Source organism: Liquorilactobacillus sicerae (assembly GCF_029916425.1).
In the GTDB taxonomy this organism is placed as follows: Bacteria; Bacillota; Bacilli; order Lactobacillales; family Lactobacillaceae; genus Liquorilactobacillus; species Liquorilactobacillus sicerae.
Genome location: NZ_JAHAVQ010000007.1, coordinates 51,938 through 65,998, shown reverse-complemented (window position 1 = coordinate 65,998; position 14,061 = coordinate 51,938). Strand labels below are relative to the sequence as shown.

At 38.7% G+C, this 14,061-nt stretch carries 15 protein-coding genes; 8 read left to right on the top strand and 7 right to left on the bottom strand.

Translation table 11 applies throughout. The features are described from left to right. Positions 1-3: 3 nt before the first annotated feature. Positions 4-195: a transposase gene (locus KH893_RS13185; RefSeq protein ID WP_427859961.1), complete on the top strand. Its 192-nt coding sequence runs from the start codon at positions 4-6 to the stop codon at positions 193-195. Between the two features lie 124 nt (positions 196-319). Here the strand turns inward: KH893_RS13185 and KH893_RS06095 are convergent, their stop codons facing one another. Next, entirely contained in the window at positions 320-1,579 is a 1,260-nt protein-coding gene (locus KH893_RS06095) for a C40 family peptidase (RefSeq protein WP_281165261.1), read from the bottom strand. Between the two features lie 594 nt (positions 1,580-2,173). Here KH893_RS06095 and serC point away from each other — a divergent pair. Together serC and KH893_RS06085 are read left to right on the top strand one after the other, a co-directional pair. After that, a complete protein-coding gene (gene serC / locus KH893_RS06090; protein WP_281165260.1) occupies positions 2,174-3,265 on the top strand; it encodes a 3-phosphoserine/phosphohydroxythreonine transaminase in 1,092 nt (363 codons plus the stop codon). Beyond that, the gene (locus tag KH893_RS06085) at positions 3,265-4,443 is read left to right on the top strand and encodes a phosphoglycerate dehydrogenase (RefSeq protein ID WP_281165259.1); all 1,179 of its coding nucleotides are present in this window, start codon (positions 3,265-3,267) and stop codon (positions 4,441-4,443) included. The genes serC and KH893_RS06085 overlap by 1 nt, the downstream gene beginning before the upstream one ends. Before the next feature lie 101 nt (positions 4,444-4,544). Here the strand turns inward: KH893_RS06085 and KH893_RS06080 are convergent, their stop codons facing one another. The 5 genes from KH893_RS06080 to KH893_RS06060 form a co-directional block, all read right to left on the bottom strand. Then, a complete protein-coding gene (locus tag KH893_RS06080; RefSeq protein ID WP_281165258.1) occupies positions 4,545-5,354 on the bottom strand; it encodes a metal ABC transporter permease in 810 nt (269 codons plus the stop codon). Further along, positions 5,347-6,045: a metal ABC transporter ATP-binding protein gene (locus KH893_RS06075; protein ID WP_427859957.1), complete on the bottom strand. Its 699-nt coding sequence runs from the start codon at positions 6,043-6,045 to the stop codon at positions 5,347-5,349. Before KH893_RS06075 ends, KH893_RS06080 begins: the two co-directional genes overlap by 8 nt. 86 nt (positions 6,046-6,131) lie before the next feature. Further along, on the bottom strand, positions 6,132-6,791 hold the full coding sequence (locus tag KH893_RS06070) for an HD domain-containing protein (protein WP_281165256.1): 660 nt from the start codon (positions 6,789-6,791) through the stop codon (positions 6,132-6,134). 198 nt (positions 6,792-6,989) lie between these two features. Continuing rightward, positions 6,990-7,202, bottom strand: a complete 213-nt coding sequence (locus KH893_RS06065; protein WP_282564717.1) for a helix-turn-helix domain-containing protein — start codon at positions 7,200-7,202, stop codon at positions 6,990-6,992. Positions 7,203-7,224: 22 nt separating this feature from the next. After that, on the bottom strand, positions 7,225-7,788 hold the full coding sequence (locus KH893_RS06060) for a DUF2975 domain-containing protein (protein ID WP_281165255.1): 564 nt from the start codon (positions 7,786-7,788) through the stop codon (positions 7,225-7,227). A gap of 517 nt (positions 7,789-8,305) precedes the next feature. Here KH893_RS06060 and KH893_RS06055 point away from each other — a divergent pair. The 4 genes from KH893_RS06055 to KH893_RS06040 all read left to right on the top strand — a co-directional run bounded on the left by KH893_RS06055 (position 8,306) and on the right by KH893_RS06040 (position 12,694). Beyond that, complete coding sequence (locus tag KH893_RS06055) at positions 8,306-9,418, top strand: glycosyltransferase (RefSeq protein WP_281165254.1); 1,113 nt, start codon at positions 8,306-8,308, stop codon at positions 9,416-9,418. 493 nt (positions 9,419-9,911) lie between these two features. Continuing rightward, a complete protein-coding gene (locus KH893_RS06050) occupies positions 9,912-10,421 on the top strand; it encodes a YagU family protein (protein ID WP_281165253.1) in 510 nt (169 codons plus the stop codon). A gap of 29 nt (positions 10,422-10,450) precedes the next feature. Then, a complete protein-coding gene (locus KH893_RS06045; protein WP_281165252.1) occupies positions 10,451-11,770 on the top strand; it encodes an MFS transporter in 1,320 nt (439 codons plus the stop codon). A gap of 72 nt (positions 11,771-11,842) precedes the next feature. Beyond that, on the top strand, positions 11,843-12,694 hold the full coding sequence (locus KH893_RS06040) for an NAD(P)H-binding protein (RefSeq protein ID WP_281165251.1): 852 nt from the start codon (positions 11,843-11,845) through the stop codon (positions 12,692-12,694). 166 nt (positions 12,695-12,860) lie between these two features. On the opposite strand, the gene KH893_RS06035 is transcribed toward KH893_RS06040, so the two are convergent. After that, complete coding sequence (locus KH893_RS06035) at positions 12,861-13,040, bottom strand: hypothetical protein (RefSeq protein ID WP_281165250.1); 180 nt, start codon at positions 13,038-13,040, stop codon at positions 12,861-12,863. A 282-nt stretch (positions 13,041-13,322) separates the two neighbouring features. On the opposite strand from KH893_RS06035, the gene rsmG reads away from it, so the two are divergent. After that, a complete protein-coding gene (gene rsmG / locus KH893_RS06030) occupies positions 13,323-14,060 on the top strand; it encodes a 16S rRNA (guanine(527)-N(7))-methyltransferase RsmG (protein WP_281165249.1) in 738 nt (245 codons plus the stop codon). The last annotated feature ends 1 nt before the right edge of the window (position 14,061 follow it).

Sequence of the window (14,061 nt, the reverse complement as noted above, 5' to 3'; positions counted from 1 at the left end):
TTGATGATCGCTTGTCTAAAAACATTTACAAACCTGAAGAAGAATTTAAAATATGTTTCAAACAGCTGTGAATCAGCGTTTTCCAATGGACCGATCGAAGGAATCAATCGCAAAATTAAAGCACTTAAACGGATCTGTTACGGATTCAAAAATATGGTCCATTTTTATGCCAGAATTCTTTTAATTGTAAAATAAAGAAGCCCCCCTACTCAGAGGGCTTCATGGCTCCACCAATCCGATTTTGACGGAGATTAACAATAAAAAGAGTTAAGATATTCTAACCAGAACATCTTAACTCTTTTCGCTTTTGATAAATTAATTAATTCAAATTCATATGAATTGCAAAGCTTGGTTGCCAGTATTGGAAACTCTTAATGCTAACAGATTCGCCACTCTTTGGAGCTGCAATATAACTGGTACCGCCAAGATAAATTCCAACGTGATATGCTGATCCAACACTACCCCAGAAAATCAAATCACCGGGTTGAGCTGATGAAACAGAAACAGCTGATCCAATAGTTGATTGAGCTTCAGAAGTTCTTGGCAAGCTAATTCCAAAGTGTGCAAAAACATATTGAACGAAACCAGAGCAATCAAATCCGTTTGGTGTTGTTCCACCATAAACGTAAGGTACACCAATAAATTGTTCAGCGTAACTAATTACTGAAGAAGCTGAAACTGATGTACTAGTCGTTGTTGTTGTACTTGTAGCAGTGCTTGAACTAGCTTGAGAAGTTGACGAACTTGTTGCTGCTGATGAACTTGTTGCCGCTGACGAACTACTTGAAGCTGCAGTTGTTTGAGCAGTAGATGTCGATGAACTTGTAGCAGTGCTTGAACTAGCTTGAGTAGTAGAAGTTGTTGCAGAGCTGGTTGCTGCTGACGAACTGCTTGAAGCTGTATCTGCTTGAGTAGTAGAAGTTGTTGAGCTTGTAGTGTCAGCAGTTGTAGTATCAGGTGTTTTAGTTGGGTTATTGATGGTTAAAGTTTCACCAACCGTTAGGACGCTGCCCAAACTGTTCGAACTTCTTAATGAGTCAACTGATACACCATAAGCTTGAGCAATCGAGTAAAGTGAATCACCAGATTTAACTGTATATGTAACATGATTTGTTGAAACAGTTTCGCTTGATGTTGTAGTAGTTGTCTGCTGTGTATCAGTATCCTGAGAAGTCGTTGTAGCAGTACCATTAACTTTCAAGACTTGACCTGGTGTGATCAGATCACTAGTCAAACTGTTTAATGACTGCAAATCTTCAACAGTTGTATTATACTCTTTAGCCAAATCCCAAAGAGTATCACCTGATTTAACAGTAACGGAACTAGTAGTTTTAGTCGAATCAGAACTGTCAGGAATCTTTACGGTTTGATTAGTTACAATTAAGTGAGTATTTTGATTGATATTATTTAAAGTTTCAATAGATTTAATTGATACGTTGTATTTCTGAGCAATTCCCCAAACGGTATCATTCTTCGCAACTTTTACAGTAGTTGCTGCGTTAGCATTTGCTGTAGAAGCGAGGAAGAGTCCAGCGGCACCCACAGTACCTGCGATAATTGTCTTTGCTGATTGTTTCAAAAAATTCACTCCTACCTTTAAAAATTTATTAAGTACTTTATAAAACTAATTGACTATATTCTACCTTAATAATGTTGCAAGAGAGTAGAAAAAATATTACAAAAGCCTTTAGTTTGTAATATTTGCCGATAAATCCTATTATCAAGCCTTTTCTGACCAAAAAATAATTTTTAAGGATAAGTTGCTTTTTAAAAATTATACTTTAAAAGCCAGATCTTAAAGCTGATTGGCACCTAAATTAAAAATAAAAAGCTTTAGGGCTTTAAATGTTACAATTTATTTACAAAAAGGTAAAATTGAAAGCTCAAATATTTCAATTTATTTTAATAAGAGATCCTAGAAAAGTGGCTTTTTAGAATTTTAAAAATTACAGATAGATTACGGTTAGCAAACAATATAACATAGAAAATTGAACGAGTTTTTGATATGATCGCTTGACTATAAGCTTTGGAACGATTATTAGCAATGAAAGCGCCTTGACATTGTTAAAATAATGAGCTACATTCGGAACATTGGTGAGTTTTCGATTAATTTTTTCTTAGCTTAATTTTAATCAGAAATAAAGCCAAAAAAATTAAGAAAGAAGTGGGAAGCTTGCAGCGTATCTATAATTTTTCAGCTGGTCCAGCAATTTTGCCAGTTGAAGTTGTCAAAACAGTTCAAGAAGAACTGCCATCGTATCGTCGTAGTGGAATGAGCATCATGGAGATCAGTCACCGCTCCTCACTTTTTACTGATCTCCAAGAAGCAGCTGAAGCAGATTTGAGGAAGCTGATGCAGATTCCTGATAATTATGATGTCTTATTTTTGCAAGGCGGGGGTACTTTACAATTTGCAATGACAGCAATGAATTTAGCTGTTAAAACCAAAAAAGTCGGCTTTGTTGATTCTGGTCATTGGGCGCAACGGGCAATGGAAGAAACGGCTTTGGTCAAAGGAACTAAAGCTGTCGTGGTTGCTTCAAGCAAGGATCAAAAGTACACACAATTACCGACGATCAAACCAATTAGTGGGCAGTTTGATTATTTGCATTTAACTGTTAACAATACGATTGAAGGAACGATGTATCATCAAATTCCAGCGGGCTTAAAAAAGTTTCCACTGGTTGGCGATATGTCTTCAATTATTTTAGGCTACAATTATCAAGTAACTGATTTTGATTTGATTTATGCCGGAGCTCAAAAAAATATTGGTCCAGCAGGCTTAACAATCGTGATTTTGAAGCATGAATTGCTGCAGGATGCGCCTGACTTGCCGGCGATGCTGAGTTATCCTAAACAAGTCCAAAAACATTCAGCTTTAAATACACCACCAGTTTTTGCTATTTATGTTGCCGGTTTAGTCTTCAAATGGTTACTGGCTCAAGGCGGTGTTGCAGCAATGCAAGAAAAAAATGAACAAAAGGCCCAGTTATTGTATGCTGAAATTGAAAATTCGAAACTATTTAGGTCTCCAGTTGCCGTTAAGGATCGTTCCTTGACAAATATTCCGTTTGTAACCGGCTCAGCAGAACTGGATCAGCAATTTGTTGCTGAATCACAAGCAGCCGGATTGTTGAATTTGAAGGGTCACCGTTCAGTTGGTGGAATGCGTGCTAGTTTGTATAACGCAATGCCGTTAACGGGAGTAGAGCGACTAGTTGAATTTATGCAGGAATTTGAAAGACAACACGGGGGACAAAACTAATGAAAATGGATATTAAAACCTATAATGTAATTGCTCAGGAAGGTTTGGATGTTTTTCCAGCTGAGAAATATACAGTCAATCAAAGCCAAAAACCAACTGCTTTATTGATCCGCAGTCAAGATATGCACAAAACACATTTTGGCACTAATGTTTTAGCAATTGCTCGGGCCGGAGCGGGGGTCAATAATATTCCTTTAATTGAAGCGGCAAATAATGGCACGGTCGTTTTTAATACACCAGGTTCAAATGCCAACGCTGTTAAAGAATTGATCATTGCCTTACTGATTTTAGCTGTTCGTCCGGTTGTTCCAGCGGCAGCCTGGGCCAAAAAAGTTGTTGGCGCGGATGTTAGTTTACAGACTGAAAAAGGCAAAAATCACTTTGCTGGCACTGAGATTCAAGGTAAAACGCTCGGAGTGATCGGTTTAGGCAATGTTGGATCACGCGTTGCTCAAGCAGCTGCCGGCATGGGAATGAAGGTGATCGGTTATGATCCTTATATCAGCGTTGAACATGCTTGGAAAGTTTCTAACCAGATTCCACGGGCCGAAAAATTGTCGCAATTGTTGCCAAAATGTGATTTTGTAACGATTCATATTCCGTATACAGACAAAAATCGGGATTTGATCACGGCCAAAGAATTAGCCTTGATGAAAGATCAAGCAATTCTTTTCAATTACTCGCGGTGGGGGATCGTTAATGAGAATGATGTGGTTGCTGCTTTGGACCAAAAGCATTTACGTAAGTATCTGACGGATTTTAGTTCCAACAAAATTGTTGGTCATCCAAAGATCATGATCACGCCACATATTGGCGGAACGACCCAAGAAGCAGAAGTTAATGGTGCTATCATGGCTGCACAGACTTTGCGCCAATATTTGGAGACCGGCAATATTGTTAATTCAGTCAACTTTCCCACAGTAGAAATGCCATTTGAGTCGCCAGTTCGAATGACTTTGATTCACCAGAACGTTCCAAACATGGTTGGCCGGATCACGACGATTTTAGCCAATGATAATATCAACATTGATAATATGATCAATAAAAGTCGGGGACAATTTGCCTATACGGTGATTGATATTGGTCAGCAACCGGCTGAGCAATTAGAGAGTTTACAGAAAGAATTATTAGAAATTCCAGAGGTTATTCGGGTCCGGGTTTTGAAAAACGAATTCTAAATTGATATAATTAAGTTCCTTGGCAGGGGCACATAAAAATAGCGATTAAGACTTTTAAAAATCTTAGTCGCTGTTTTTTTGAAGGTAAATTTACGGGTTAATTAGGCTGATTCATTTAGTTTGCGATAAGCTAGTGAAAGCAGATAAAAAGCTGTTTCAATCGTTGCAATGAAGAAAGTGACTGGCCAGTTGGTTAAATAGCCCAGGTATAAGCCACCCCAAGTACCAATTAATGCCAAGACGATGCTTAGACCAATCAGGCCACCGACTGAGCGGCAAAATGGCTGGGCGGCAGAACTCGGCAAAGTCAATAAGACAAAAATCAACAATGCACCAACGATTTGAGCGGCCACACTAACGCTTAGTGCGACCATGATTAAAAAGGTCAAGGTCATCCAGTGCCGGGAAACATGCTCAGTTTCTGCTCCGGTGCTGTCAAAGGAATCAAACTTTAATTTGCGATAGATCAAAGCTAAAATACCAAGGACGATGATAGCGATCGTCACAATTTGCCAGACATTTTGCTGAGTGATCCCGACGATGCTGCCAAATAAAATGCTGGTCGCATAAGAAGCATTTTGACTGGAAAGCGACAAAAACAAAACACCTAGGCCCATGAAAAAGGCAGAAACGGCACTGATGACTGAATCACTGGCATGATTGCTGCTTTGCTCGCTGATTCCCAGTTGATCCGCGGCTAAAGCACTTAAAATAGTGAAGACCATCATTCCCTGAAGTGGCGTCCAACCAATCCAAGCTCCAAAAGCGGCACCTGAAAAACCGATTTCGGACAAAGTGTGGGTCATGAAAGGCAAGCGGCGAGCAACGACAAAAACACCAATTACGCCACACAAAAAGGCTACAGCGGTGCCAGCGGCAAATGCATAACGCATGAAAGCAAAGTTAAACATTTTCCCCCTCCTTTTTCAACTGCAGATCGGCGGTTGAACCGCTGGTGTAGGAACCAGATCGCAGTTCCAGAAAATGCTGGCCAAATTTTTTAACGAGCGGCCAATCATGGGAAATGAAGATGATCGTCATTTTCGTGATCTGATTTAAATGCTGAACAGTTTCTAAGACTTCGTATTTGGCGTCTTGGTCCAAACTGGCAGTTGGTTCATCGAGAATCAGCAATTGCGGCTGATTCAAGATGGCTTGTGCCAAATACGCCCGTTGCTTTTCGCCACCTGAGGAAGTTCCTAACCGCTGATTTTGCTTGGCAGTTAATCCAGTTCGTTCCAAAGCTTGAGCGATTGCTTGTTTTTCATGCTTACTGAGCCAAGGGGTGAAGGAATTGCACAGCTTTAGACTGATAAAGTTTTTGATGGATAATGGATAATCACCGCTCAAATTGCGAAATTGTGGGACATAACCGATGTCGGCGGCGGATTTTAATTGATCGTTAAAACTGATTTTGCCGGCAGTGGGATGAAGTTGTTGCAACAACAGTTTGATCATGGTAGTTTTACCGGTACCATTAGCTCCCAAAAGACAGAAAAAGTCACCTTGATTTAAGGTGAAACTCAAATCAGTGAATAATTTTCTGGATCCAAAAGCCATTGCCAAATGCTCAACTTGAATCAAAGGTTGGTCTGACATCATAAATTCCTCTCATCTAAAAAGTAATAATTACTATTTATTATAACAAATCAGCCCATTTTGTAAAGTGTAATAATTATCATTAAATTTTATTTTTTACCCTGCCATTCAGTTTGGAATTCTGCCAAAAAGTTCAGCATAAATTGTTGACGCTGGTGAGCCAGCTGCTTGGCGGTAGCGGTATTCATCATTTTTGCTAATTTTAACAGCTTCTCGTAAAAATGATTTATGATCGTTTCATGAGTCAAATCACGGTATTCCGCTTTCGAAAATTCGCTGCGAGGAGCAATTGCTGGATCATAGATTGTTTCTTGATGGGCACCGCCATAATAGACTGCTCGAACAATGCCGATTGCGCCGATGGCATCCAAACGATCGGCATCTTGGACAATTTGACCGCAGAATGGCAAAGAGATAGGTTTTTCTAAACTTTTGCTAAAAGACATATTATGGGTAATCAATAAGATTTGTTTGTTTTGTTCAGCAGAAAAACCAATTTTTGTTAAGAATTGCTGCAACTGCTGTTCACTTTGTTGCGGGTCGGCCACTAACTTATCATCAGCAATGTCATGTAAATAGGCTGCAGTTAAAGTAATCATGGGATCGGCTGGTTGACTTTCATGTTCTAGAATGTAACTGGCATTTTTGACAACTCTTAAAATATGATCGAAGCCGTGACCAGTTTGATCATTTTGCATTTTTTGCTGAGCAAAGAACCGAACTTGATTTAAAACTTGAGAATTATTCACTTAGCAGACTTCCTTTCATTGAAGGTTGGCTTACCAAAAGCTTGTATCTAAATAATGCTTTTCTTGCTAACCTAGTAGATTTGATACGAGTAGGTCATGATAGAAGGTCCACAAAAATCTAATTGTGATAGAGGAGATCGTGAACCAAATTAAAGAAATTAATTAATCAGGCAGCTGGTTTATTTGATTTTTTATGAATTACCCAGATTTGTTCGGAATATATTCTAGAATATCACCAGGCTGGCATTCTAGAACGCTGCATATTTTTTCTAAAGTATTAAAGCGAATGCCGTGAGCTTTGCCAGTTTTTAAAATCGATAAATTAGCAGGAGTAATGCCAATTTGTTGAGCCAGATACTTAGAAGAGACTTTTTTATCTAGTAGTATTTTATCTAGATTAACTTTGATCATTGTAATATCACCACGCATTATGCTAAATAACTTTGTCTGATTCTTCCTGTAAAGCTAACCCATATTTAAAAACCAAATAAATTACGTAAATAGCAGCTAATGTGACAGGGCTGCCCAAGGTATTGCCGAATGAGGAAGAAAAAATGTCAGTTGTATTTGCTGACAAATATTTATCAACTAGAAAGTTAGCGGTCCATTGAATAACAGTTCCTGCTAACATTACAAAGAGTATTTTTTTAATCAAGTTTAAATTTGATTTTGTAAAAAACTTACTTTCTTTTATATTCGCAATCAATAGATGTAAATAATGCATAATTAATGCTAAAGAAAGACAAATTAAAATTGCACCTAAAAGTATTAGAAGTAAGCCACTCAAAGATAGGCTACTATTTGGTAGTTCTTTTGTTATATCTTGTTCGATTCCTGCACCCAGTTCAGTATAATTAGCGATTGTAATAATTGTTCCTGCTAATAAAATAGCCCCAATACAAAAGAAAAAAAACCACTGTGCAATGATCGTAACTAATGCTAAAACTTTTAATAAAGTGTTCTCAAAAACCGTAACAATTTTTCCCCTTATTTCCATATTAATCACCTCTAATGTTATTGTAAAACAATTACAAATTATTGTAAAGCAATAATAAAAGAATACAAACAGTGATTAAAAATCTCCATCGCCACAATTTTGGCAAGTTTTTTATGTAACTGTGTAATTGAGACGTGAATTTTAAATTAGTATCTTTTTGATTTAGATTAAGCTGAATACTTCATGTTGTTAAGTAGGAATATTCAGCTTGATATTTAAAAACAGTATTTTAAAAAATAATGAATCTTTATTCATCGTATGCTTATTAATACCAAATATTAAATTTTTATTAAGCTAGAATGTTGACCTATAGCTAAAGATGATAGTGAATGAGTTACTTCTAATGTATGATAATGCATTTTATTTTGAAAAAACTAATTATTATGATAATATAAATATAGACAAAGACGCATCTAGCAAAGACTGCAAGATTGAATTCGGAGCTTGGTGCTTTTTTTCTACCGTTGTTTAGAACTATTGTCACTGAAAGGAGGGAGCGGTTTAAGACCGCGAACAAATGAAGTTATTGATTGTTCTAGAAAATGTTGTAATGGACGGGACTAAACGAGCTGCAACTGTTTTGGGAAATACACTGCATGATCAGCAAGTTGATGTTTCGTTTTATTCTTTAGAAGATGTTGATCCATATTATACGCTGAAAGCACCATTAGCAGTTGCTGCCCGACCAGCGGCTGGTAATGTTTTGAACTTTCATGGTGCTGATCCGTATGTTCACTATGCTGATCAGATTGAAGACTTGATTACTTATCTTGAACAAAGGGATTTTGATACAGTAATTTTAACTGCTGGTTTGCTAAGCAGTTTTGCTCCATTGATCAAAAAACGCCTGCCCAAGATTAAATTGATTGCATGGATGCATAATAACTACCAAACATATTTAAATCAATATTATGTTTCAATGCAGGATGAATTCAAGCAAGGATTGCAAGCGGCTGATGCGGTTGTTGCTTTGACGGATTCCGATTGGCAGAATTATCGCAAGCTCAATGCCAATACTGTCAAAATTTATAATCCCTTGACTCTCAAACCACAGCATCGAGCGGACTTGAATAGTCATGTGATTGCCTTTACTGGGCGAATCGCGATTCAGCATAAGGGAATCGATTTTTTGTTAGAAGCAGCCCAGTTTTTGCCGGCCGATTGGAAAATTGCGATTGCTGGCGAGGGTGTTCCTGAAGATATGGAGTGCTTTAGCAAACTGATTGCCAAATTTGAAGTGGCGGACAAGATAATTTATCGCGGGGCTCTGAAAGATCAGCAGCTACAGGACCATTACGAAAGTGCATCAATTTTTGTTTCAACCTCACGTTGGGAAGGAATGCCGTTAGTTATGGGGGAAGCCATGGCTTTTGGCTTGCCGGTAGTGGCAATGGAAAATACCGGTTCGCTAGAGTATTTGCAAGATAATAGTTACGGCGTGGTGACCCAGCCACAGAATGTAGCTGATTTTGTTAATGTATTGCTTCGCTTTACTCATAGTCGCTTTTTGCGCCGCTACTATGCTGAGCGCTCGTTAGAACGAATTAGTCATTTTGCTCCAGAAACGATTGCTAAGCAGTGGATCCAAGTACTTAGTCAATCAAATCAGCCGGTACAGGAATTAGTTTGATTTTTTAATAACTTGGGAGAGAAAAAAGTGAAAACTAAAAAGCCCCAAATAATTCTTTTGCGACTTTAAGAGGCACATAAAAATTGTGAGCCTCTTTTTTTTTAGCCAATTTTTAAAGGTAGTTACTGAAACCTAAAAGGCCAAAAAGTATCCAGTATCTTAGAATTACTTAAAAGTTCACATGGCTAATAATTTAGAAAAACTTTCTGGTAATTGGTCAAAAGCTGAGTTTAAGAATTCATTTATTTGCTTTTCAATGAATCTTTTTTAGCTGATCTAGCTGGCTAGATCAGCTAAAATCTTGATGCGGTGCAAGTAATTAATGATGCCAGCGGTTAAAAGACAAGTAAATTATTGCCAGACAATCCAAAGCTGAACTTTTAAATTTTAGTCAATTGAAAATTAATCGGTATTTTAAAAACTTATGATTGGTAAGTAAATTTTAAAACGTGTAAAATAAAGCTAATTTAATTAAGTCGGGAGAGATCTTAAAATGGCCAAAAGAAATTTTGATTTAAAAACAGCAGTGGTTGCCGGCGGAGTTGCAGGAATCGTGTCAGGTTTTGTTAAATTAGGATGGGAAGCTTTATTTCCGCCACGGACCGCGGAACGAGATGCAACTAATCCGCCACAGCAGTTTTTACAGCAGTTAGGTGTACCAGAAAAAATTACCCACTCAACTTATACTTACTCTGGACATCAGCTGCCGTGGGTCAGCTTTTTAATGCATTTTGGTTTTTCTTCCAGCTTCGGAATTCTGTATACTGTGGCCGGCCATTATTTGCCAATCATTAAGCTAGGGCAAGGAACATTTTTTGGAGCCGGAGTTTGGGCTACCGCACATTTGGGCGCTTTACCAATGTTAGGGACGGTTCCAAGTGCTAAGGATCAACCAGCTGAAGAACATTTGTCAGAATTGTTTGGCCATGTTTCTTGGATGTGGGTGACCCATATCGTTGCTAATGAATTAATGGCTGAAGCCCAAGCCAAGGTTAAAAAATAAGCTGATCTGCAGAAAGAAGGAAATCAGGGATGAAGGAACCACAATGGCAAACCCGCTGGCCAGAACGGATTAGTTATGGTTTGAGTGATGCGGCGGATAATCTGGTTTTTCAGATGATGACGACTTATTTGATGTTTTTTTATACCGATGTATATGGCTTAAGTGCCGGAGCGGTTGCTGTGTTATTTGTCGTTGCCCGCGTTGCTGATGTGGTTGAAAGTCTGATCATTGGCTATATGATCGATCATACTCATTCTAAGTATGGAAAAAGCCGGCCTTTTTTTCTCTGGTACGCGTTGCCGTATGCAGTTATGGCCGTCTTGACTTTTGTAACGCCAAATTTTTCTGCTACCGGGAAACTGATTTGGGCCTACGCAACTTATCTGGGACTGGGGTTTTTGTATACCGCAGTCAACTCACCGATCACGTCGATTCTGCCGACCATGTCGCAAAATGTTCGTGAACTGACTTTATTAGGCGTGATTCGTCAATTTTGCGGCAGTTCAGTTCAGATCATCGTGGCTGTTTTTACGTTGCCGTTAGTCAAACTGTTCGGCAAGGGTGACCAGCAACAAGGATTCTTTTGGACGATCGTAGTTTTCAGTGTAATTTCATTGATCTTGATTTGGAATACTTTTTTGCATGTTAGGGAACGTTTTACCAATCATGAAATTGCTCATCAGCCTTTGTCACTGGTCATAAAAATGTTGCGAAAAAATCAACCATGGATCATCATTTCAATTGTGATCTTTTTATTCTGGTTAGTAACAGCGATCAAAAATCAAACGACAGTCTATTATTTCAAGTATGCTTTGCATAATGCCAACTTAGTTCCCTGGGCTAATAGTTTTACGCTGACTTCTTTGATCGGAGTCTTGTTGATTATGGTTTTGACACGGATTTTAAGTAAGAAAAAAACAATGCAGCTGGGAATTATGGTAGAATTAGTGGGGCAACTGGTCTTACTAGCTGGGGTCTATACTCGATGGCTGCCGGTTTTATTCTTGGGAGTTACAATCAATTCAATTGGCAATGGAATCGTCGTTGGGTTAGTTTCAATTATGATTGCTGATACGATCCGCTATGGAACTTCAATGGGAATTCAAGCAGAGGGCATTTTGGCTTCGACTGATGATTTTGGAGTCAATATGGGTCTAGGCTTAGGTGGTTTGGTCACAGCTGGCTTGTTTGAACTTTCTGGTTATGTACCAAATCAGGCCCAAAATGCTGCTACCTTGCAGATGATCAACCTCAATTATGTTTGGTTGCCACTGGTGATTTATCTCATCATGTTTGTGGTTTTGCATTTTTATGATGACCAGCGCATGGTGAAATCGGTTGTTAAATAGTGCATACATTTTGACAGTTTTCTCTTTATGTTACTTTAATAATCACAGGAATACTCAAAGGAGGATTTTTTTATGAAATATGCAGTAACTGCGGCAACTGGGAAATTCGGTCAGACCGCTATCAAAACTTTATTAAAGTTAGTCGATCCAAGTCAAGTAGTTGCCGTTGTCCGTAACCCACAAAAGGCCCAGAAAATTTTGCCGGCTCAAGTTGAGATTCGCCAGGGCGATTATACTCAGCCCACTCAATTAGAAGCAGCTTTTGCCGGCATCGAGCGGTTATTATTCATTTCCTCTTTACCAGGTGGCAAATATCCGCGTGATCGGCAGCATTTGAATGTCGTAGCGGCTGCAAAAAAGGCCGGTGTTAAATTTGTAGCTTATACAAGTTTTCCCCATGCTGATCAGGCTACTAGTCCGCTCTCAGCTGATCATCGAGTAACCGAAAAGGCTTTGGCTGAAAGTGGTTTGAAAACTGCTTTTTTGCGGAACAATTGGTACTTGGAAAATCAGGCTGATTTTATCAAGACGGTACTGGCTGGCCAACCGGTTTATTACGCCACTGGTGATAGTCAAGTTGGCTGGGCGCCAGAAGCAATTTATGCACAGGCCGCTGCTAAAGTCTTAGTGGCAGCTAAACCAAAAAATGTCTATGAATTTGCTGGCCCAATGCATACTTTCGCTGAATTGGCTAATGCCGCGGCTGAAGTTGGTGGGGTCAAAGCTGATGCGCAGGCAGTTTCCAAAGATAAATATCGTCAGATCTTGCAGCAACAAGGGCTTCAGGCTGCTGCCGATGTGCTCTTAATGATCCAAGGCTTGATCGGGGATGGTGAACTAGCTCATCCTAGCAAAGATTTGGAGGAAGTTTTGGCAACACAATTGCCAACGCTAACTGAGAGTATTGCCAAGGTTTTTAAATAACAGATTAACGCGAATAACTAAAAAATTGGTGGACTTAGGCTCAATTGCTAAGGTCCATTTTTTTGTTGAAGCTAAAAATTTTAATCAGCAATAAAAACAGCCGGCAAAGCTGAATTCAACTTTGCCGGCTGTTCAATTTTGTACGAACTTTTTAGTTAGAGTTACTCTATCTTCTTTCACGCCAAAACGCCAGCTTCGGTCTTGGCATAATCATCAGTGCTAAGATCACAGCACCATAATCAAAATAAATATCATATGCTGAGGGAGCCACAATATAATGTACGGATAAAACAAACGCAACAATCACTAATGCAACAATTACTCGAATGTTTTTGTTCATCATCATAATTCTTACCTCCTTCACTCTATTTATATGATAGCGTTTTCTTTTACGAACATCAATTGAAAATAATTGATTAACAGATTTTTGTGATTTGCCAAGAAAAAAGCTGATTTATTTATTGAACTTGAGTTTTCAAATTCAAAAAAACTAGTAAAATAAAGTTGAAACTTATTGAATTTACAATGAAGCGAACTTGTATTTATGAGCTAAGTATTTTAAACTATGAATAGTGTGTGAAACAAACTTGTTTCACAAATGCATTCGTTAGAAATCGAGGAATAAATAATGAAACCAGCGGAATTTCAAGCTAGTTTGGCCGCTCATGGCATTCAATTAACCGACCTACAGTTAGATCAGTTTGCTCGTTACTATCAGTTGCTGGTAACCACTAATCGTCAAGTAAATTTGACAGCAATCACAGCTGAAGAAGAAGTCTATTTAAAACATTTTTATGATTCATTGGTTTTGGCTTTGGCCTTACCGCAATTGCAGGTTCAGCCATGGATCGTTTGTGATGTCGGAGCTGGAGCGGGCTTTCCATCAATCCCGTTAAAAATCGCCTTTCCGCAATTGCAGATTACAATTGTTGATTCACTGAATAAGCGGATCAATTTTTTGCAGACATTGATTACTCAACTCAATTTGCAACAGGTTGAATTGCATCATGCGCGAGCAGAAGAATTTGGCGGCAAGAAGAGCCCTTATCGGCAACGTTTTGATTTGGTCACAGCGCGGGCGGTCGCGCGGTTGAATATTTTGAGCGAGTTGTGTCTGCCATTAGTTAAAGTCAACGGAAAATTTGCCGCGATGAAAGCTCAAAAAGCCCCACAGGAATTGACGGATGCACAGTCGGCAATTCAAATTCTGGGCGGCAAGGTGGCTACTGATCAGCAAATTACTTTACCGGAAAATGGCGAAGTCAGACATGTGATCATTATTGATAAAATTAAAGCAACTCCAGCAAAGTATCCACGTAAGCCAGGGTTTCCAAATAAAAAACCCTTGGGAAAAAAGGAGGCGTGAA